This is a genomic window from Jatrophihabitans sp. (genome assembly GCA_036389035.1).
GTDB lineage: Bacteria > Actinomycetota > Actinomycetes > Mycobacteriales > Jatrophihabitantaceae > Jatrophihabitans_A.
Genome location: DASVQQ010000012.1, coordinates 1 through 19,429, shown reverse-complemented (window position 1 = coordinate 19,429; position 19,429 = coordinate 1). Strand labels below are relative to the sequence as shown.

The 19,429-nt window shown below is 67.5% G+C and carries 20 protein-coding genes; 15 read left to right on the top strand and 5 right to left on the bottom strand.

The genetic code is table 11. The features are described from left to right. Positions 1 to 16: 16 nt before the first annotated feature. Positions 17 to 166 carry a hypothetical protein gene (locus VF557_10245; protein ID HEX8080577.1) on the bottom strand — a complete coding sequence of 50 codons (150 nt, stop codon included), beginning with the start codon at positions 164 to 166 and terminating at the stop codon, positions 17 to 19. 527 nt (positions 167 to 693) lie between these two features. Here VF557_10245 and VF557_10240 point away from each other — a divergent pair. The 3 genes from VF557_10240 (at position 694) to VF557_10230 (ending at position 1,575) form a co-directional block, all read left to right on the top strand. Further along, positions 694 to 1,080 carry a VOC family protein gene (locus tag VF557_10240; GenBank protein ID HEX8080576.1) on the top strand — a complete coding sequence of 129 codons (387 nt, stop codon included), beginning with the start codon at positions 694 to 696 and terminating at the stop codon, positions 1,078 to 1,080. Between the two features lie 63 nt (positions 1,081 to 1,143). Beyond that, a complete protein-coding gene (locus VF557_10235) occupies positions 1,144 to 1,317 on the top strand; it encodes a hypothetical protein (protein HEX8080575.1) in 174 nt (57 codons plus the stop codon). Between the two features lie 24 nt (positions 1,318 to 1,341). After that, positions 1,342 to 1,575 (top strand): hypothetical protein, encoded by a 234-nt coding sequence (locus VF557_10230; GenBank protein ID HEX8080574.1) that lies wholly within the window; start codon positions 1,342 to 1,344, stop codon positions 1,573 to 1,575. A 7-nt stretch (positions 1,576 to 1,582) separates the two neighbouring features. Here the strand turns inward: VF557_10230 and VF557_10225 are convergent, their stop codons facing one another. Next, positions 1,583 to 1,765, bottom strand: coding sequence for a hypothetical protein (locus VF557_10225; GenBank protein HEX8080573.1), 183 nt, complete (start codon positions 1,763 to 1,765; stop codon positions 1,583 to 1,585). Between the two features lie 106 nt (positions 1,766 to 1,871). Here VF557_10225 and VF557_10220 point away from each other — a divergent pair, with 106 nt between their 5' ends. The 4 genes from VF557_10220 (at position 1,872) to VF557_10205 (ending at position 5,746) form a co-directional block, all read left to right on the top strand. Continuing rightward, positions 1,872 to 2,468 (top strand): dihydrofolate reductase family protein, encoded by a 597-nt coding sequence (locus VF557_10220; protein ID HEX8080572.1) that lies wholly within the window; start codon positions 1,872 to 1,874, stop codon positions 2,466 to 2,468. A 119-nt stretch (positions 2,469 to 2,587) separates the two neighbouring features. After that, positions 2,588 to 2,929 (top strand): metallopeptidase family protein, encoded by a 342-nt coding sequence (locus tag VF557_10215; protein HEX8080571.1) that lies wholly within the window; start codon positions 2,588 to 2,590, stop codon positions 2,927 to 2,929. Positions 2,930 to 3,599: 670 nt separating this feature from the next. After that, complete coding sequence (locus tag VF557_10210) at positions 3,600 to 4,247, top strand: hypothetical protein (GenBank protein HEX8080570.1); 648 nt, start codon at positions 3,600 to 3,602, stop codon at positions 4,245 to 4,247. A gap of 59 nt (positions 4,248 to 4,306) precedes the next feature. Beyond that, positions 4,307 to 5,746: a serine/threonine-protein kinase gene (locus VF557_10205; GenBank protein HEX8080569.1), complete on the top strand. Its 1,440-nt coding sequence runs from the start codon at positions 4,307 to 4,309 to the stop codon at positions 5,744 to 5,746. A gap of 5 nt (positions 5,747 to 5,751) precedes the next feature. Here VF557_10205 and VF557_10200 read toward each other — a convergent pair whose 3' ends face one another. From VF557_10200 to VF557_10190, 3 genes are all read right to left on the bottom strand, one after another. After that, on the bottom strand, positions 5,752 to 6,516 hold the full coding sequence (locus VF557_10200; protein ID HEX8080568.1) for a Shedu anti-phage system protein SduA domain-containing protein: 765 nt from the start codon (positions 6,514 to 6,516) through the stop codon (positions 5,752 to 5,754). Between the two features lie 303 nt (positions 6,517 to 6,819). Next, positions 6,820 to 7,479: an MBL fold metallo-hydrolase gene (locus tag VF557_10195; GenBank protein ID HEX8080567.1), complete on the bottom strand. Its 660-nt coding sequence runs from the start codon at positions 7,477 to 7,479 to the stop codon at positions 6,820 to 6,822. Then, a complete protein-coding gene (locus VF557_10190) occupies positions 7,476 to 8,732 on the bottom strand; it encodes a DUF4032 domain-containing protein (protein ID HEX8080566.1) in 1,257 nt (418 codons plus the stop codon). Before VF557_10190 ends, VF557_10195 begins: the two co-directional genes overlap by 4 nt. A 77-nt stretch (positions 8,733 to 8,809) precedes the next feature. Between VF557_10190 and VF557_10185 the strand changes: the two genes are divergently transcribed. The 8 genes from VF557_10185 to pgk form a co-directional block, all read left to right on the top strand. After that, positions 8,810 to 9,487: a uracil-DNA glycosylase gene (locus VF557_10185; GenBank protein HEX8080565.1), complete on the top strand. Its 678-nt coding sequence runs from the start codon at positions 8,810 to 8,812 to the stop codon at positions 9,485 to 9,487. A 182-nt stretch (positions 9,488 to 9,669) separates the two neighbouring features. Beyond that, entirely contained in the window at positions 9,670 to 12,861 is a 3,192-nt protein-coding gene (uvrA, locus tag VF557_10180) for an excinuclease ABC subunit UvrA (GenBank protein ID HEX8080564.1), read from the top strand. Between the two features lie 55 nt (positions 12,862 to 12,916). Beyond that, on the top strand, positions 12,917 to 14,872 hold the full coding sequence (uvrC, locus tag VF557_10175) for an excinuclease ABC subunit UvrC (protein ID HEX8080563.1): 1,956 nt from the start codon (positions 12,917 to 12,919) through the stop codon (positions 14,870 to 14,872). 118 nt (positions 14,873 to 14,990) lie between these two features. Beyond that, positions 14,991 to 15,875 (top strand): RNase adapter RapZ, encoded by an 885-nt coding sequence (gene rapZ, locus VF557_10170; protein HEX8080562.1) that lies wholly within the window; start codon positions 14,991 to 14,993, stop codon positions 15,873 to 15,875. After that, entirely contained in the window at positions 15,875 to 16,987 is a 1,113-nt protein-coding gene (gene yvcK, locus VF557_10165) for a uridine diphosphate-N-acetylglucosamine-binding protein YvcK (GenBank protein ID HEX8080561.1), read from the top strand. The genes rapZ and yvcK overlap by 1 nt, the downstream gene beginning before the upstream one ends. Beyond that, the gene (whiA, locus tag VF557_10160) at positions 16,987 to 17,967 is read left to right on the top strand and encodes a DNA-binding protein WhiA (protein HEX8080560.1); all 981 of its coding nucleotides are present in this window, start codon (positions 16,987 to 16,989) and stop codon (positions 17,965 to 17,967) included. Before yvcK ends, whiA begins: the two co-directional genes overlap by 1 nt. Positions 17,968 to 18,202: 235 nt before the next feature. Next, positions 18,203 to 19,210, top strand: a complete 1,008-nt coding sequence (gene gap, locus VF557_10155; protein HEX8080559.1) for a type I glyceraldehyde-3-phosphate dehydrogenase — start codon at positions 18,203 to 18,205, stop codon at positions 19,208 to 19,210. After that, a partial coding sequence (gene pgk, locus VF557_10150; protein ID HEX8080558.1) for a phosphoglycerate kinase occupies positions 19,210 to 19,429 on the top strand: 220 nt, incomplete at its 3' end. The genes gap and pgk, both read left to right, overlap by 1 nt.

Genomic DNA, 19,429 nt, shown 5'->3' with positions numbered 1-19,429 from the left:
TATACAAGCATTGCGGTCAGCCGAACGCGCCGGCAGAGGCGGCATCGAGCGAAGCGATGACGTCAGCGGACCCTCTCGTTTTCACAACGTCGATCGGCCGGGCGCCATCGAGGTAGGAGTTGCTGCTGTACAGCCAGTCGATCGCCACCCGCTCGGGAAACAGCATCAGTGCGCGGGTGAGGACGTGATCGAGGTCGACAAGATTGCGCGCTGCGTCAGGGCCAGGACTCTCCTCGCCGCTTCGCCACCTGGTCGGCTGGCTTCGCGAGACACCGATGAGACGCGCCAGCTCAGCACTTCCGAGATGATCGGCGAGGAACGCAGTGCGTTCTTGGGCGAGGGGGGTCTTTGCTGGCGTACTGGCTTGCCCGGTGGGCGTACGTCGTTTCCGGGGGACTGGCTTAGTCGACTTAGGCTCTTTCAAGTCGATCCGAACATCACCGGAGCCCTCTAGCGCGGCTATGGGGAGGGCCGCAATGTATTCGACGAGTTCGTGGAGACTCGCCCGCATCCGTGCTAGCTCGTCCATTTCTACAGTGCCAGGCACGTCGCTTTGTGGGAGGACGGGCTCAGCCGAGCTTTCCGTAGCGCTCATTAGGTTAGAGTACCCCAACGAATTCGTTGGGCGGTAGCACAACGCGAGGCCCAAGTGAAGGATGCACTAGCTTGGTGCGCAGATATGAAGGAGCCAATGTGGCAGACCGGCCTCGATTCCTTGCCGCGGTGCCGGCGCTGGCGGTCTCCGATGAGCGGCGCGCGGTCGCGTTCCTGCAGGACGCGCTGGGGTTCACAGAGCTGCGGCACGAGGGCCGCGGCCTGGGCATCCTGCGGCGGGACCAGGTCGAATTGCATGTGTGGGTGGCCGACGGCAGCGCCCCGGGCGCGGAGCGGCACCTGGCGGGCAGCGTCTCCTGCCGGATCGAGGTCACCGGCGTGGACGAGCTCTATCGGCACTGCCGCGAGCTCGGGGTGGTCCATCCCAACGCCCCGTTGAGCGAGAAGCCGTGGGGGACGCGCGAGTTCGCGGTCCTGGACCCGGACAACAACCTGATCGCGCTGTACGAGCGGACCGCTGACTGACTGTGCGAGGCTCTGCAGGTGGCCGGCTTCCGAATGCGTAACCCTCCGCCCTACGCTGACTACTTGCACGAGCCGACCTGGCAGGTGGGTCTGGAGATGTGCGACGGGGTGCTGAACCGCAACGTCGACGACCTCACCCCTGAACTGCTGGCCCGCTACCTCCGCTGGATGACCGACGAGGCGCGACTGCTGATCGCCGCCCTTGAGGAACGCGGGGTTGAGTTTCCTGAAGACTGAATTCGGACGAAGAGGGGCTTCGCCATGACAGGCCTGTCTCAGCGGCCCGGTGACTGGATCGTCGGGTGGGCCGCCTTCATCTGCGGCGCTATCGGCCTGGTGACCGGCCTGGTGTGGGGCCTGACCGTCTACGTTCCGACCGCCTGGGCCGCGGCGTTCGAAGTCGGCATTCCCGCCGCAGTCCTCGGGGTCGTCATCGGGCTCGGCATCGTCGGCGTGCGCGGCATCGTGCGGTGGATTCGCGCGCGTTCCGCGTAGGCCGGCGTCAGCCGCCTATATGACGGATCATGAAGTCGCGGTTGGTGTCGCGGCCGCCTTCGGGGTCTCGCGCGACGGTCGTGTCGTGAGTCTCTACGGTGTCTTCCAACCTCACGCGCTCAGGCAGCCGCTTGAAGCGCTGGGAGTCCGGCGCCGGCTCGGCGACGGCGTCTCGTTCATCCTCACCCATGCTCGGATTATGCGCCCTGGTGCGGATGTTCAGCTCGCTTCTAGGGTCGAATCAAGGCTGCCCGCCCAGGATGAGGACTGTCCCGCCACCACGATGGGAGATCGAGATGAGCACGGTGATCATGCAGGCAGTGGTGTCGGTCGATGGCTACATCGCCTACGACGACGACCTGCCGGGCCACTTGTTCGACTGGTACGGCAACGGTGACGTTGAGCTATTGCCGGGCCTGCGGGTGTCCCAGGCGTCAGCCGATTACGTCCGACCGTTCTGGGAGGACATCGGGGTGATCGTGATGGGCAGGCACCTGTTCGACTTCGTGAACGGGTGGGAGGGCCGGCCGCCGACCGGCGAGCACGTTGTGGTGGTGTCGCACCGGCCGAAGCCGGAGGGCTGGCACCCCGAGGCGAAGTACCACTTCGTCGACTCCGTCGAGAAGGGGATCGCCAAGGCCAAGGAGCTGGCCGGCGAGCGGCTGGTCTGCGTCACCGCCGGGAAGGTCGCCGCGCAGGCGCTCGCGGCCGGACTGGTCGACGAGATCGCGATGGACGTCGCCCCCGTCGTGCTGGGCACGGGCAAGCGGTTCTTCGGCGACTACGCGGGGACGATGCTGCTGAGTGACCCCGTGCAGGTGGTGCAGGGCAACCGGGTACTGCACGTGCGCTACCGCGTCGAGGGGCCGGCGGAACCATCCGCGACGGACTGACAGCGTCGTCCAGGTCGGCGTGGTTGGTGAGTGGGTGCGCGAGCCCACGACAGTGCACCGGATCACAGGGTCGTCACCTGCGCGAACCTTGCTTAACCGCGTCAGGCCACACTGGATGCATGGTTGAGGTAGATCCCGTCCGCTTCGAAGAGATGGTCGGCGAAGCGCTGGACGGGTTGCCCCCGAATCTGGGCAAGCTGATGCGCAACGTGGCGGTCGTCGTCGAACACGACCCCGGCCCACCGGGCCTGCTGGGGCTCTACCGCGGGATCCCGCTGACCGAGCGCACCAGCCAGTACTCCGGCGCGTTGCCCGATCAGATCACCATCTATCACGAGGCGATCTGCCTCATCTGCGACACCGAGGAAGACGTCGTGGAGGAGGTGCGCCGGACGGTGATCCACGAGGTAGGTCACCACTTCGGCATCGACGACGATCGCCTGCACGAGCTGGGCTGGTGAGTTCATCCACGTTGTGATGTGAGCCCACCGCGCCGCGCCAGCATGGAGCCAACTGCGTCCTGCTAGCAGCCGCGGACGCGCCACTCCTCAAGGTTTGGACGCAGTCGGTCGTCACATAGCCTGACGTAGCATCTTGTGCGCCCAAGCGGCGGTCCCGATTAGCGAGAGCCATAAAGTCAGCGTCTTGATTTGGCTGTTGGTCATTCAATTACCTCTTCCTGTTACATCGACTTCGCGGGCGGTCCGCAGATAACCAGCATGACCTACCGCCTTGCCACAACCGCGCTCTTCATTGGGGGGTTAGCCTTAGTGCATGCCACGTCAAGATCGACTTCCCATCGCGGTGGCTACTGTTGATGTCCAGCTGTCAGAGTGGGCGGCCAGCCAGGGTCTCCTTGTGAGTGCAGGCAAAGTGAACCGCTGGCGTCGCGCTGGCTTGGTACCGGAGCCGACGCGGTTGGGCAATCGCCCGCCCGGAGCAGCACCGGGTAAACGGCCGCGCACCTATTCATCGGTGGAGAGAGATACCGCGGAACAGGTTGTTGCCTTCCTTTCCACCCATGCACGACGTGGCCGATCGTTGGACGACTTAGCGTTGCTAATTTTTGCGGCTGGTCTAAGGGTGACGCGAGACGCCCTGGTCAAAGCACTACGTCATCAGGTCGCACGTATGCGGATGCTCGTCGATAACCTCCTGCTGCCAGCGCCGGTCGAAGCTGACCCAGACTTCAGTGAGGTATCCTCGCGAGCGCTTGCTTCGGCCACAAGATCAATCGACGTTAACAATGATTTCGCCCGCTGGGTTCGCAGGCTTATAGGGAAATCCGGCAGGCCACACACTGATGACGAATTGCATATGGTGATGACCGCTCTGATCGGAACAGCTCAGGGCGAGCCGCCTGAAGAGCACGACGTGGAAGCACTGAGTTCGTTGCTGACCGCTTTTGGCGGCCACGGGCTGTTGGAGTCAATTAACGACGGCGTGCCACCGGTCTTAGCCAGCCTCGACGAGTGGCGCACGGCGTTAGAAACAAGCGTGCAGGACCAATTCGATTTGCCGTCAGACATTACTCTAGGCGAGCTGGAGCAGGCTCGTACCCTGTGCACGAACCTCGGCTTGATCATGTCGCTCGTTCCGCGCGAGTCCATGCACTATCTCGGCGGGCCGGCACTCACGTCGCTCTGGCAACCAGACAACCCTCAGCGACTTGCGCAGATCCTCATATGGGCGGTTAATGCACAACGAGCTGGCCGGATTGACGCCGAGCCGATGTTCGCTGCCGCACGAGAAGTTGGTTGGTTGCCCCCGAACGAGTAGCTCTCCCGTAGGTCGCTCGGTGGCGTTACATAGCTCGACGTTCATGGCAGTCTTGGGGAATGCCAGAGACGAAGCGCTTCGACCTACCCAGCGGCGCGTCTTACGTGTGGCATGAGGATCAACCTATCGGTCGTGGCGGGTTCTCCGTTGTGTACGAGGGTGAAGCGGGCGATGGGACGCGTGTGGCGGTAAAGGTCATTCGCGTGGTCGATGACGGGACAAGTAACTGGTACACGAACGCGAAGTCTTTTGGTCGCGAGATCGACATTGCGCGTCGATTGGCCAAGGTGGAAGTGGGGCATTTGATGCCACTGTTGGACAATTTTATGCCTAATCCTCAGCAAATCGTATTAGTGATGCCCAGAGCGGATTTCAGCCTAGCTGCTCGCCTACGGGATGCCGGACCACTCAGCGAAATTGAGACGCGGCTGCTTCTCTTAGACTTGATGGCCGGCGTGGAGGAACTGGCGCAAGCGTTCATCGCACATCGCGATATCAAACCGCTGAACGTTTTGCGTTGGCGTGACCGATGGGTGCTAGCGGACTTTGGTATCTCGAAGGGACTCAACGACAGCACCGGATCACATACGTGGGTGGGCCATGGGTCCCAGCAATACTGGGCACCAGAGCTATTCGACGCAGAACCTGCTTCGTTGCAGTCGGATCTATACGCAGCAGGCTGCACCGCGTTAGAGGCGTTGATGGGCCATTCTCCGTTTCCATTGCAAGGGGCCGCACACGCGCATCGATTCGAGATTCCTGCAATACCGATATTGGCGGATGCTGCGCTTGATCGAGCGTTACGAATGCTGTTGGCGAAAAATCCAAACGGCAGGCCGGAGGACCCCCGGCAAGTGCGTCAGATCCTCAGCCCGCCGACGGCTATTACTGACCTTCAAAAGAGCCTGCAGCGAATCGTATCGCGATCGGCCGCGAGAGCCCAAGAAGCGGAGGTTCTTGCCCGGATGAGTCAGCAGAGCGAGCAAAATCAAGAGAATGGATTAGCGCGATGGGCGGCGATTTGGGATGACATAGTTGAGTTGGCACAGCACGTAGTCCCAGACGCTACGGCGATGGTTCAGCCACCCAACTGGTTCTTGAATATTGGGGACGCTAGATTGAGCGTCTCGTTGACCTCTCCGGTAAAGGGTGTCGGTGACCTGATCGGAGAGATTAGCGTGCGGCATTATGACCATCAGCGCGTTGATCTGCTGATCGCTGGGAATTTGCGGTGCGTCGTGTCCGGGGGAAGTTCGTCGTGGGAGCTACTCACCTTTAGCCGAAATGACATGGCTAGAGGTGCGCCCCGATTGCGCGAGCCGGTCAACGGTGCTGAGGGAACCGGTGTGCCGCTGAGCGCGCTGGAGGACCTGCTATTGCAGGTGGACTCCCCTAAGATCGGTATGCATTACCCGGTGGTTCAGGTGCACCGGCAGAATTTGACCGGTGAGGCGATTGTGGCGATGTTCGTCGCTGAGGTAGACGCACTGGAGGCCTAGCTAGGCTATTCGCCGCCATCAAGAGCGACAGGGCCATTCCAACCGTTGTCAGCGATCTGCTGCCAGTGACGCCAGCGGTCTTGGACATACTGCTTACGCTCGGGCGTCCATAGCAACGTCTTTTTAATTGGTGAGGGGTCGCGTGCGACTTTGGCAACGTGCATTGTGCACGGTCCTGTGGTGAAACTCGGAGGAACGGCGTGCAGTTCCACGCCATGTTTATTCATCGAGAGCGTGACGAAGTCCTTTAGCGCATATCGGGGTTTAAGTGAGTCGAAAGTCATTGAAAGCTCATCGGATTTATTGCCTTGATCTCGTTGACGGCGTAGGTCGTCAGCATCCAGATGGATCCTGGCGGACGGGTCGAACTCGCGAGCGCGACCGTAGATAAGTATGTAGATAGGAAGCAGTTGTTTGTTTGAGTACTCATTGCCAACATATTGTTCGCGAAAGATCATTTGGTTCGGCGGTTGGCTGAACCAGTCGCGCCACTTGTTAATCTGGCTGCGTGCGTGAGTCAGTTCCGCTGTGGGGTCACCCTTGCTGGTGAACCAGGCGCGGTCAGGCTTCTCGATCTCGATGCAGATCGGAGTAAGCAAGGAAGTTGAGCGGGTAATCCACATGAAGTCGGGACGCTGGTCGCGGTTAAGACCTTTGAGCGGTACCTCACGGAATACGCCATCGAGATGAGGTCCATGATGACCGCCGGGCCCAGCATCACCGTCGCCCCCCGGTAACAAGACAGGATGAGATTCAAGAAACTCTTGCACTGTCAACTCGGATGGCCCAGATGCGAGAAGGCTCCGCCATTCTTTAACGAGCCATCGCTCGTAGTCCGGCCACGGAGTGGGCAACGGCCGGGCTGGGTCGAGGTCTGCACACAGCGTCTGCAACTGCTCTCCTACCGTGCCTGATTAGTCGTCGTGGCAAGTAATTGCCTGCCGGCCACTGGCCGTCCTAACAATATTTGAACCTACTAGCGGTACGACTTACGAACCGTTTGTACTATTCGCGCACCTGTTTTAGCTTGCACTATTCAATCTCCTGACGCGCTGTATCCTACGTAACCTTGACTACCAACCGCGGGCGCGCCACTCGGCTAGGTGTGGCCGCTCGGCCCCGAGAGTCGAGTCGTTGCCGTGGCCGGGGTAGAACCACACCTCGTCGTCGTAGGCGTCGAAGACCCGCCGCTCCAGGTCGTCCATCAACGAGTTGAAGTCCTTCGGCGACCCCGTCTTCCCAGGCCCGCCGGGAAACAGCGAGTCGCCGGTGAACAGGTGCTGCGAGCCGTCCGGGTCGCGGTAGTAAAGCGCCACCGAGCACGGAGTGTGCCCGCGCAACACGATCACCCGCAGCTCGGCGTCGCCGACATGCACGGTGTCGCCATGCTCCAGCCGCCGGTCGGTGGGCACCGGGATGCCGCGAGCGTCATCAGCACCGGCCATCGTCCGGGCCCCGGTCTGGGCCACCACGCCGGCCAGCGCCTGCCAGTGGTCGGGGTGCTTGTGGGTGGTCAGCACCGCCGAGGCGGTCTCGCCGCCCAGCCGGACCAGGTCCAGCAGCCGGCCCGGCTCGGCCGCGGCGTCGATCAGCAGCGCCTGGCCGCTGGCCCGGCACCGCAGCAGGTAGGCGTTGTTGGACATCGGCCCCACCGCGAGTTTGGCGATGCTCAGCCCGGTCAGCTCGCGGGTGTCCACCTCGCCGCCGACGCTCACCTCACCCGTGTACGTCATTCTCGGATCACCGGAAGCTCCTCAGTAATGGGATCGGTCAACACCTGCACGGAGGCGTCCGGCAGCTTGGACAGCACGGTCTTGACGTAATCCTCCACCGCTGCCTGCCGGCCGACATCTCGGCCGAGGTGCTCCGACATCAGCCACCGGTGCTCGGCGATCTCGTAGAACAGCTCCGCGTCGGGCATCTTGGCGCGCAACCGGGGCGGCACCATCGACAGCACGCCGTAGAACTTCTCGTCCAGCCACCGTCGCGCCGCCAGGTCCTCGGGGATGTCGTGCTCGACGCCCTCGATCCATTTTGCGCGGAACCTGGCCAGGTCCGACAGGATCTGGCGTGCCTGGTTCTCCTGCACCCGCAGCCCGGTGAGGGCGTACACCCGGCGCTGATGGTGGCCCGGCTCGACGATGTGGGTCTCGAACCGCAGCTTGCGGCCGGCGTCCTCGGTCCGGATGCCGATCTCGGAGACGTCGAAGCCGAGCGAGTTCAGCCGCCGGACCCGTTCCTCGATGCGGTAGCTCTCGGCGGTGGGGTAGACCTGGTCGTCGGTCAGCTCGGTCCACAGCTGGTCATAGCGCGGCTGCAAGCCCTGGGCCGTCTCGATCGGGTCGTCGTCGAGGGAGAGGTAGCCGCCGGCCTGCAGGTCCATCAGCTCACCGGCGATGTTCTCGGTGGCGATGGTCAGGTCGTGCTCCCGCTGGCCGCGCGACAGCTGCGGGTGCTTCTCACTGGTCTCGGCGTCCACCAGGTAGGCGGCCAGCGCGCCGGCGTCGCGGCGGAACAGCGTGTTCGACAGCGAGCAGTCACCCCAGAAGAAGCCGGTCAAATGCAGCCGAACGAACAGCTGGGCGAGGGCGTCCAGCAGCCGGGAGCGCAGGTCGGGCAGCGACCGCTCGGTGAACAGCGACCGGTAGGGCAGCGAGTACGGCAGGTGCTTGGTGATCAGCAGGCCGTCCAGGTGGTGGCCGTCGTGGTCGCTGCGGTCCAGCACGGTGCCGAAGGCGTCCACCACCGGCACCGAGGCCTCGGCCAGCTCGCGCAGCAGGTGATGCTCGCGAGTCACGTAGCGCTCGGTGGCCTCCTTGATCGCGAAGATCTGGTTGTGCGCCCGGATGAAGCGCACCACGTGCCGGGAGATGCCGCGCGGCACCTGCACCAACCGGGGGTCGGTCCACTCCTCCAGCGGCTTGTCGAAGGGCAGATCGAGCAGCTCGGTCGCGGCCCCGAGCGTGATGATCGTGTAGTTGCCCATGACACTCAGAAGCGTAGTGCCGGACAGCCTCGTGCCGCTCCGGCCCGGCGCCGGAGGCTGGCGCTACGGTGTCAGCCATGCCTGTGCGCTCCCTGGAAGAGATCGTCGAGACCGGTTGGGCCGGGGCATTGGAGCCGGTGGCCGGCGAGGTCCGGGCGATGGGGGACTTCCTGCGGGCCGAGCTCGCCGCCGGCCGGTCCTACCTGCCGGCCGGCGAGCACGTGCTGCGGGCCTTCAGCCAGCCCTTCGAGGACGTCCGGGTGCTGATCGTGGGCCAGGACCCGTACCCGACGCCCGGGCACCCGGTGGGCCTGTCGTTCTCGGTGGCCCCGGACGTCCAGCCGGTGCCGCGCTCGCTGCAGAACATCTACCGCGAGCTGCGCGACGACCTGGGCGTGCCGATCCCGTCCAACGGCGACCTGACGCCCTGGACCAGGCAGGGGGTGCTGCTGCTCAACCGGGTGCTGACCGTCCAGCCGGGCAAGTCGGGCTCGCACGCCGGCAAGGGCTGGGAGCGGGTGACCGACCAGGCCGTCCGGGCGCTGGCGGCACGGGACCAGCCGCTGGTGGCCATCCTGTGGGGACGGCAGGCGCAGTCGCTGGAGCCGCTGCTGTCCGACGCCGACTGCCTGAAGTCGGTGCACCCGTCGCCGCTGTCGGCCAGCGGCGGGTTCTTCGGCTCCCGCCCGTTCAGCCGGGCCAACGAGCTGCTGGTCAAGCGGGGCGGCAAACCGGTCGACTGGCAACTGACCTAGCCTGCAAACTGACTTGGCCCGGGCGACCCGGCCCGTGCGCCAGGCGTTTGCACCGGCCGGAGCGCTGGCCGGCAGCGCGATGTCGTAGCCCGCCATTACTCTTTCCAGTGCACGCCGCGCACCTCTGAGATTGGTGACGGCCGGATCCCAGCAAGACCGCCTGCTGAACCAGAGAGAAGACTGTGGCTGACCGTTTGATCGTCCGTGGCGCCCGCGAGCACAACCTCAAGGACGTCCACCTCGACCTGCCCCGGGACGCGATGATCGTGTTCACCGGGCTGTCCGGCTCGGGCAAGTCCTCACTCGCCTTCGACACCATCTTCGCCGAGGGCCAGCGCCGCTACGTCGAGTCGCTGTCGGCCTACGCCCGGCAGTTCCTGGGCCAGATGGACAAGCCGGACGTCGACTTCATCGAGGGCCTGTCGCCGGCCGTCTCGATCGACCAGAAGTCGACCTCGCGCAACCCGCGCTCCACCGTCGGCACCATCACCGAGGTCTACGACTACCTGCGGCTGCTCTACGCCCGGATCGGGCACCCGCACTGCCCGATCTGCGGCGAGCCGATCAGCAAGCAGACCCCGCAGCAGATCGTCGACCGGGTACTCGAGATGCCCGAGGGCACCCGGTTCCAGGTGCTGGCCCCGGTGATCCGCGAGCGCAAGGGCGAGTACGTCGACCTGTTCGCCGACCTGCAGACCAAGGGCTACTCCCGGGTCCGGGTCGACGGCACCAACCACTCGCTCACCGAGCCGCCGACGCTGAAGAAGCAGGAGAAGCACACCATCGAGGTGGTGGTGGACCGGCTGACCGCCCGGGCCTCCAGCAAGCAGCGGATCACCGACTCGGTCGAGACCGCGCTCAGCCTGGCCGGCGGCATGGTGATCCTGGACTTCGTCGACCTGCCCGAGGACGACGCGCACCGCGAGCGCCGGTTCTCCGAGCGGCTGGCCTGCCCGAACGAGCACCCGCTGGCCATCGACGAGCTCGAGCCCAGGTCGTTCTCGTTCAACGCCCCGTTCGGCGCCTGCCCGGCCTGCACCGGCATCGGCACCCGCAAAGAGGTCGACCCCGAGCTGCTGGTGCCCGACCCGTCGCAGTCCATCGCCGGCGGCGCCATCGCCCCGTGGTCCAACGGCCAGAACAATGACTACTTCCTGCGGCTGCTCGAAGGCCTGGCCGACCAGGTCGGCTTCAGCGTGCAGACCCGGTGGGACCGGCTGCCGGCCCGCGCCCAGAAGGCCGTGCTGCACGGCAGCTCCGAGCAGGTGCACGTCCGGTACAAGAACCGGTACGGCCGCGAGCGCTCCTACTACGCCAGCTACGAGGGCGTGGTGCCCTGGCTGGAGCGCCGGCACGCCGAGACCGACAGCGACTGGAGCCGGGAGAAGTACGAGGGCTTCATGCGCGAGGTCGACTGCCCGACCTGCGGCGGCACCCGGCTCAAGCCCGAGATCCTGGCGGTCACGGTGGCCGGCAAGTCCATCGCCGAGGTCTGCGCCCTGTCGATCGGCGAGGCCGCGAAGTTCCTGGCCGGCCTGCGGCTGACCGAGCGCGAAGAGATGATCGCCGTCCGGGTGGTCAAGGAGGTCAACTCGCGGCTCGGCTTCCTGGTCGACGTGGGCCTGGACTACCTGTCGCTGAACCGGGCCGCGGCCACCCTGGCCGGCGGCGAGGCCCAGCGGATCCGGCTGGCCACCCAGATCGGGGCCGGCCTGGTCGGGGTGCTCTACGTCCTGGACGAGCCCTCGATCGGCCTGCACCAGCGCGACAACCGCCGGCTGATCGACACCCTGATCCGGCTGCGCGACCTGGGCAACACCCTGATCGTGGTCGAGCACGACGAGGACACCATCCGGGCCTCCGACTGGATCGTCGACATCGGCCCGCAGGCCGGCGAGCACGGCGGCCAGGTGGTGGTCTCGGGCACCCTGGATGACCTGCTGGCGTCCAAGGACTCGATCACCGGCAGCTACCTTTCCGGTCGCCGGACGATCGAGGTGCCGGTGATCCGCCGTCCGGTCGCCCCGGGCCGCGAGCTGCTGGTCGAAGGCGCCCGCGAGCACAACCTGCGCAACATCGACGTCAGCTTCCCGCTCGGGGTGTTCGTCGCGGTGACCGGCGTGTCCGGCTCGGGCAAGTCCACCCTGGTCAACGACATCCTGTACGCGACGCTGGCCAACAAGATCAACGGCGCGAAGATGCCGCCCGGCCGGCACCGGCGGGTCACCGGCGTGGAGCAGCTCGACAAGGTGGTCGGGGTCGACCAGTCACCGATCGGTCGCACCCCGCGGTCCAACCCGGCCACCTACACCGGTGTCTTCGACCACGTCCGCAAGCTGTTCTCCGAGACCACCGAGGCCAAGGTCCGCGGCTACCTGCAGGGCCGGTTCTCCTTCAACGTCAAGGGCGGCCGGTGCGAGAACTGCGCCGGCGACGGCACCATCAAGATCGAGATGAACTTCCTGCCCGACGTCTACGTCCCGTGCGAGGTGTGCAAGGGCGCCCGGTACAACCGGGAGACCCTGGAGGTGCACTACAAGGGCAAGACGATCTCCGAGGTGCTCGACATGCCGATCGAGGAGGCGGCCGAGTTCTTCAAGCCGATCTCGAAGATCGCCCGGCACCTGGAGACCCTGGTGGACGTGGGGCTGGGCTACGTCCGGCTCGGGCAACCGGCGCCCACCCTGTCCGGCGGCGAGGCGCAGCGGGTCAAGCTGGCCAGCGAGCTGCAGAAGCGCTCCACCGGGCGCACCATCTACGTGCTCGACGAGCCCACCACCGGGCTGCACTTCGAAGACGTCTCCAAGCTGCTCGCGGTGCTGCAGTCCCTGGTCGACAAGGGCAACTCGGTGATGGTGATCGAGCACAACCTCGACGTCATCAAGACCGCCGACTGGGTGATCGACATGGGTCCCGAAGGCGGTTCCGGCGGCGGCACCGTGGTGGCCCAGGGCACCCCGGAGGACGTGGCGCGGGTGCCCGGCTCCTACACCGGGCAGTTCCTGGCCACCATCCTGGCCGACCGGCTGGAATCCGAGGCCGCCGGCAAGCGGCCCGCCGGGCCGGCCCGCAAGGTGCGCCAGCCGGTCGCCGCGGCCAGCAACGGCTCGGCGCCGGCGAAGCGGGCGGTGGCCAAGGTTGCCAAGACCACGGCTGCCAAGGCAACGGCCGCCAAGGCAACGGCCAACACCGGCACGGCCGGCAAGGCAACGGCCAACACCGGCACGGCCGGCAAGAGCACCGCTGCCAAGACCACGGCTGCCAAGGCAACGGCCAAAGCCGGCGCTGCCAAGACCACCGCCAAGACCGGAACGCGGGCGACCGGCACGGTTCGCAAGACCGCTGTCCGGCCGCCGAGCGCTGACGGCTACTAAAGCGCCGTCGGCTTCTCCAGACCCGATTTCCATCCCGGCTAACTAGGCTCTACTCGTGGCTGACCCGTCCTCATACCGCCCGGCTCCGGGCACGATTCCGGTCGAACCGGGCGTGTACCGGTTTCGGGACGGCACCGGCCGGGTCATCTACGTCGGCAAGGCCAAGAGCCTGCGGTCCCGGCTGAACTCCTACTTCGCCGACATCAGCGCCCTGCACCCGCGCACCCGGCAGATGGTGACCACGGCCGCCAGCGTCGAGTGGACCATCGTCAACACCGAGGTCGAAGCGCTGCAGCTGGAGTACAACTGGATCAAGGAGTTCGACCCCCGGTTCAACGTCCGCTACCGCGACGACAAGTCCTACCCGTCGCTGGCGGTCACCCTCAACGAGGAGTACCCGCGGCTGCAGGTGATGCGGGGGCCCAAGAAGCCCGGCGTCCGGTACTTCGGCCCGTACGCCCACGCCTGGGCGATCCGGGAGACCCTCGACCTGCTGCTGCGGGTGTTCCCGGCCCGCACCTGCTCCACCGGGGTGTTCAAGCGGGCCGGTCAGATCGGGCGGCCCTGCCTGCTCGGCTACATCGGCAAGTGCAGCGCGCCGTGCGTCGGGCGGGTCAGCGCCGCCGAGCACCGCGTCATCGTCGAGGACTTCTGCGACTTCCTGGCCGGCAAGACCGACACCATGATCCGCCGGCTCGAGCGCCAGATGGCCGAAGCCAGCAGCAACCTCGAGTTCGAGCGGGCGGCCCGGCTGCGCGATGACCTCGGCGCGCTGCGCCGGTCCATGGAGAAGCAGGCGGTGGTGCTGACCGACGGCGCCGACGCCGACGTGGTCGCCTTCGCCACCGACGAGCTGTCCGCGGCCGTCCAGGTCTTCCACGTCCGGGGCGGCCGGGTGAGGGGCCAGCGCGGCTGGGTGGTCGACTCGACCGCCGGCCTCAACGACGAGTCCTCCGTCGGCGAGCTGGTGGAGCAGTTCGCCCTGCAGTTCTACGGCCAGGAGGACGCCGTCGTCCCCCGCGAGGTGCTGGTGCCGCAGCTGCCCGAGGACCACCAGGCGCTGGCCGAGCTGCTCAGCGAGCGGCGGGGCAGCCGGGTGTCGTTGCGGGTCCCGCAACGCGGTGACAAGCGGGCCCTGATGCAGACCGTCGAGCGCAACGCCGAGCAGGCGTTCATGCAGTACAAGCTGCGCCGGGCCAGTGACCTGACCGCCCGCTCGCAGGCGCTGGCCGAGCTGCAAGAAGCGCTCAGCATGCCCGATGCCCCTTTGCGCATCGAGTGTTTCGACATCAGCCACGTGCAGGGCACCAACGTGGTGGCCAGCATGGTGGTGTTCGAGGACGGCCTGGCCCGCAAGAGCGAGTACCGGCGGTTCACCATGCAGAGCAGCGGCGGCGACACCGACTGGATCGCCGAGGTGATCCGGCGCCGGTTCGCCCGCCAACTGCAGGAGCAGGCCGCCGAGCTGGCCGCCGCCCCCGACTGGCAGAGCGGGGCCCAGCCCAAGCCGGTCAAGCGCTTCGCCTACCCGCCGAACCTGGTGGTGGTCGACGGCGGCGCCCCGCAGGTGGCGGCCGCGCAGAACGTCCTGGCCGAGCTGGGCATCACCGACGTGACGCTGGTGGGCCTGGCCAAGCGGCTGGAAGAGGTGTGGGTTCCCGACGAGGACTACCCGGTGATCCTGCCGCGCGCCTCCGAGGCGCTGTACCTGCTGCAGCGGGTCCGGGACGAGGCGCACCGGTTCGCGATCACCTTCCACCGGCAGAAGCGGTCCAAGTCGATGACCGAGTCGGAGCTGCTCGGCATCGCCGGGCTCGGTCCGGCCCGCCGCAAGGCGCTGCTGGCCCGGTTCGGATCGCTGCGGCAACTGCGCGCGGCCTCCGTCGAGGAGATCGCGCAGGTGCCCGGCTTCGGCCCCGAACTGGCCCAACGGGTAGCCGAAGCGTTGGTTGCCAACGCCGCTGACCGCGAGCCTGCCGTCAACATGGCCACCGGCGAGGTAGTCAGCTAGCACAATCAGCGCGTACCCCCGATCCCGACGTCCCGATCCCCACGTCCTCACCCGTCCCGACCCCGTCCCGATCCGCGTCCCCCGCACGATCGACCGTTACCTAGAAGGAGCCTTCTTGATGGCCAGCGCAGAGCGCGGCGCACTGGAGACGGTGATCGTCACCGGCCTGTCCGGAGCCGGTCGGAGCACCGCCGCGAAGTGCCTGGAAGACCTCGGGTTCTTCGTGGTGGACAACCTGCCGCCGGAGCTGGTCGCCACCATGGTCGACCTGGGCAGCCGCAGCCAGGGCGCGGTCACCCGGCTCGCCGTCGTGATGGACGTGCGCAGCCGGGCGTTCTCCACCGACCTCACCGGCGTCATCGCCGAACTGGAACGGCGCGAGCTGCAGCCCCGGATCCTGTTCCTCGAAGCCAACGACAACGTGCTGATCCGCCGGTTCGAGAGCGTGCGCCGGGCCCATCCGCTGCAGGGCGACGGGCGGCTGTCCGACGGCATCATCGCCGAGCGCGAGATCCTGGAGCCGTTGCGCGACATCGCCGACCTGGTGCTCGACACCTCCGACCGCTCGGTTCCGCAGCTGCGCCAGGCCATCGAGCAGGCCTTCGCGGTCGACGGCATGGACCTGCCCGAGCTGCGCGCGACAGTGGTCTCCTTCGGCTTCAAGTACGGGTTGCCGGCCGACGCCGACCTGGTGGTCGACGTCCGGTTCCTGCCCAACCCGTACTGGATCCCGGAGCTGCGGCTGCTGACCGGTGAGGACCCCGAGGTCGCGGACTACGTGCTGAGCCAGCAGTCGGCGGTGGAGTTCCTGGACATGTACCTGCCGATCCTGCAGTTGATCGGCGCCGGTTACCGCCGGGAGGGCAAGCACTACCTGACGCTGGCGGTCGGCTGCACCGGCGGCAAGCACCGGTCGGTGGCGTTGAGCCGCGAGCTGGTGCGCCGGCTGGTCGGCCTGGGCATCCGGGCGACCGTGGTGCACCGGGACCTGGGCCGCGAGTAGTGGCCGCCGCACCCCAGGACCCGCCCACCTCGCCGGCCGCGGGTCTCCGGCGGCCCAGGGTCGTGGCACTCGGCGGCGGCCACGGCCTGTACGCCTCGCTGTCGGCGTTGCGGCTGCTCGACGTCGACGTCACCGCGGTGGTGACCGTCGCCGACGACGGCGGCTCGTCCGGACGGATCCGGCGCGAGCTGGGGCTGCTGCCGCCCGGTGACCTGCGGATGGCGCTGTCGGCGCTGGCGACCGGGCAGCTGACCGGCATCGGCGACCCCGCGGCCGACCCCGCAGCCGGGCCCGCGGCCGGGCTGCCCTGGTCGACGGTGCTGCAACACCGGATGGGCGGCGCCGGGGCGCTGGCCGGGCACCCGATCGGCAACCTCTTGCTGACCGGCCTGATGGAACTGCACGATGACGCCGTGACCGCCCTGGACGCCGTCGCGGGCCTGGTCGGCGCGCGCGGCCGGGTGCTGCCGATGTCACCCCGTCCGCTGGACCTGATCGCCGAGGTCACCAGCGTGGACCCCGACGACCCGGTGCAGTTCCGCCGGATCCGCGGCCAGTCGGCGATCGCGGCCACCTCCGGCCGGGTCAAGGCGGTGCGGCTGCTGCCGGCCAACGCCCCGGCCTGCCCCGAGGCGGTGCAGGCCATCCTGGCCGCCGACGCGGTGATCCTCGGCCCCGGCTCGTGGTTCACCAGCGTGATCCCGCACCTGCTGGTGCGCGGGCTGGCGGCGGCGCTGACCGCCACCGGGGCGCGGCTGATCACCGTGCTCAACCTGGAGCCGCAGGTCGGTGAGACCGACGGGTTCTCCCCGGAGGAGCATCTGCGGGTGTTGCACGAGCACTGCCCGCGGCTGAAGGTCGACGTGGTGGTCGCCGACCAGGACGCGGTGCTGGACCGGCGGAGCCTGCACGCCTACGCCGAGGGCATCGGCGCCCGGCTGGTGCTGGCGCCCATCGCGGAGATCGACTCGCGGGCAAGGCATGATCCCTGCAAGCTCAGTCTGGCCGTCGCCGAAGCGGCCGGGCTGGACCACGCTCAAGGCGACACCCAAGGCGACACCCCGGGCGACGGTGGCCTGCACCGCGGCCCGACAGACGAAGGAGTGCTCTGATGGCGATGACAGCTGCTGTCAAGGACGAGCTCAGCCGGGTGACGATCACCCGGGCCTCGGCCCGCCGCGCAGAGATCGCCACCATGCTGCGGTTCGCCGGCGCGCTGCACCTGATTGCCGGGCATATCGTCGTCGAGGCCGAGCTCGACACCGGCTCGGTGGCCCGCCGGTTGCGCAAGGAGATCGCCGAGGTCTTCGGCCACACCGCCGAGATCCAGGTCGTCACCGGTGGCAGCCTGCGCAAGGGCACCCGCTACCTGGTCCGGGTGAGCAAGGACGGCGAGGGACTGGCCCGCCAGGCCGGCCTGGTGGACCTGCGCGGCCGGCCGGTCCGCGGCCTGCCCACCCAGGTGGTGGCCGGCACCCTGTCCGAGGCCGAAGCCGCCTGGCGGGGGGCCTTTCTGGCGCACGGCTCGCTGACCGAACCGGGCCGGGCGGGCGCCCTGGAGATCACCTGCCCGACCAACGAGGCGGCGCTGGCCCTGGTCGGAGCCGGCCGGCGGCTCGGCATCCTGGCCAAGGCCCGCGAGGTCCGGGGAGCCGACCGGGTGGTGGTCCGCGACGGTGACGCCATCGGCGCGCTGCTCACCAGGCTCGGCGCGCACGACTCGGTGATGGCCTGGGAGGAGCGCCGGATGCGCCGGGAGGTGCGGGCCACCGCCAACCGGCTGGCGAACTTCGACGACGCCAACCTGCGCCGGTCCGCGCGCGCGGCCGTCGCCGCCGGCGCCAGGGTCGAGCGGGCCATGCACATCCTCGGCTCGGACGCCCCCGAGCACCTGCTGCAGGCCGGCCGGCTGCGCCTGGAGCACAAGCAGGCCTCGCTGGAGGAGCTGGGCAGCCTGTCGGACCCGCCGATGACCAAGGACGCGGTGGCGGGACGGATCCGGCGGCTGCTGGCGATGGCCGACAAGCGGGCCCAGGACGAGGGCATCCCGAACACCGAGGCCGCGGTCACCCCGGAGATGCTGGCCCCCTGAGGCACGTCCCGGCCGCCGGACCCGCTCCCGGACCAGCCGCCGGGTTGCTCCCGTCGCAGCCGCCGGGCACCCCTACCGGTCGGTATCAGCCTGGTAACACCGCGCCCCAGCGCACCCGATAAAGTTGGTCACGGGCCCCGTGGGTCCGGCCAGCAGCGTCGCGGCCAGGCATGACCAAGCAGTACCTCGACGTGATCCATCTCGCCGAAGTACACGATGCACAAGGAGACCTGTAGTGACTGTTCGGGTGGGTATCAACGGCTTCGGCCGGATCGGACGCAACTTCTTCCGGGCGGTGCAGGCCAGCGGCGCCGACGTCGAGGTGGTGGCTGTCAACGACCTCACCGACAACAAGACGCTGGCCCACCTGCTCAAGTACGACTCGATCCTGGGCCGGTTCCCGGCCGAGGTCGGCTATGACGAGCAGAACATCATCGTCGACGGCAAGGCGATCCGGGCGCTGGAGGAGCGCGACCCGGCGAACCTGCCGTGGAAGGAACTCGGCGTGGACGTGGTCGTCGAGTCGACCGGGTTCTTCACCAAGGCCGCCGACGCCCGCAAGCACCTGGACGGCGGCGCGAAGAAGGTCATCATCTCCGCGCCGGCCACCGATGACGACATCACCATCGTGATGGGCGCCAACCACGAGCTCTACGACCCGCAGCAGCACCACATCATCTCCAACGCCTCCTGCACCACCAACTGCCTGGCGCCGCTGGCCAAGGTCCTCCACGACGCCTTCGGGATCGAGAAGGGCCTGATGACCACGATCCACGCCTACACCCAGGACCAGAACCTGCAGGACGCGCCGCACAAGGACCTGCGCCGGGCCCGCGCCGCCGCCATCAACGTGGTGCCGACCAGCACCGGCGCGGCCAAGGCGATCGGCCTGGTCCTGCCGGAGCTGAAGGGCAAGCTCGACGGCTACGCCATGCGCGTGCCCGTCCCCACCGGCTCGGCCACCGACCTCACCGTCCAGCTCACCCGCGAGGCCTCGGCCGACGACGTGGACGCCGCCTACCGCGCGGCCGCCGAGTCCGGCCCGCTGGCCGGGGTCCTCACCTACACCTCGGCGCCGATCGTCTCCTCCGACATCGTCACCGACCCGGCCTCGTGCATCTACGACGCGAAGCTGACCAAGGTCTTCGGGCCGATGGTCAAGGTGTTGGGCTGGTACGACAACGAGTGGGGCTACTCCAACCGGCTGGTCGACTCCGTCGAGCTCGTCGGCGCCTCCCTCTGATGCGGTCCCTCGACGACCTGCTCGCCGAGGGGGTGTCGGGCCGGCGCGTGCTCCTGCGCGCCGACCTGAACGTCCCCCTCGACAAGCAGACCCGGGCGATCACCGACGACGGCCGGATCCGGGCCAGCCTGCCCACGCTGCAGGCACTCCGGGACGCCGGCGCCCGCGTGATCGTGGCCGCTCACCTCGGCCGCCCGAAGGGCGCGCCCGATCCGCAGT

Excerpts from the sequence above, each read along its gene's own strand:
- VF557_10245 (HEX8080577.1), bottom strand. The coding sequence starts at position 166 with ATGCTGTTTCCCGAGCGGGTGGCGATCGACTGGCTGTACAGCAGCAAC.
- VF557_10230 (HEX8080574.1), top strand. The coding sequence starts at position 1,342 with ATGACAGGCCTGTCTCAGCGGCCCGGTGACTGGATCGTCGGGTGGGCC.
- VF557_10225 (HEX8080573.1), bottom strand. The coding sequence starts at position 1,765 with ATGGGTGAGGATGAACGAGACGCCGTCGCCGAGCCGGCGCCGGACTCC.
- VF557_10220 (HEX8080572.1), top strand. The coding sequence starts at position 1,872 with ATGAGCACGGTGATCATGCAGGCAGTGGTGTCGGTCGATGGCTACATC.
- VF557_10215 (HEX8080571.1), top strand. The coding sequence starts at position 2,588 with ATGGTTGAGGTAGATCCCGTCCGCTTCGAAGAGATGGTCGGCGAAGCG.
- VF557_10210 (HEX8080570.1), top strand. The coding sequence starts at position 3,600 with ATGCGGATGCTCGTCGATAACCTCCTGCTGCCAGCGCCGGTCGAAGCT.
- VF557_10205 (HEX8080569.1), top strand. The coding sequence starts at position 4,307 with ATGCCAGAGACGAAGCGCTTCGACCTACCCAGCGGCGCGTCTTACGTG.
- VF557_10195 (HEX8080567.1), bottom strand. The coding sequence starts at position 7,479 with ATGACGTACACGGGTGAGGTGAGCGTCGGCGGCGAGGTGGACACCCGC.
- VF557_10190 (HEX8080566.1), bottom strand. The coding sequence starts at position 8,732 with ATGGGCAACTACACGATCATCACGCTCGGGGCCGCGACCGAGCTGCTC.
- VF557_10185 (HEX8080565.1), top strand. The coding sequence starts at position 8,810 with ATGCCTGTGCGCTCCCTGGAAGAGATCGTCGAGACCGGTTGGGCCGGG.
- rapZ (HEX8080562.1), top strand. The coding sequence starts at position 14,991 with ATGGCCAGCGCAGAGCGCGGCGCACTGGAGACGGTGATCGTCACCGGC.
- whiA (HEX8080560.1), top strand. The coding sequence starts at position 16,987 with ATGGCGATGACAGCTGCTGTCAAGGACGAGCTCAGCCGGGTGACGATC.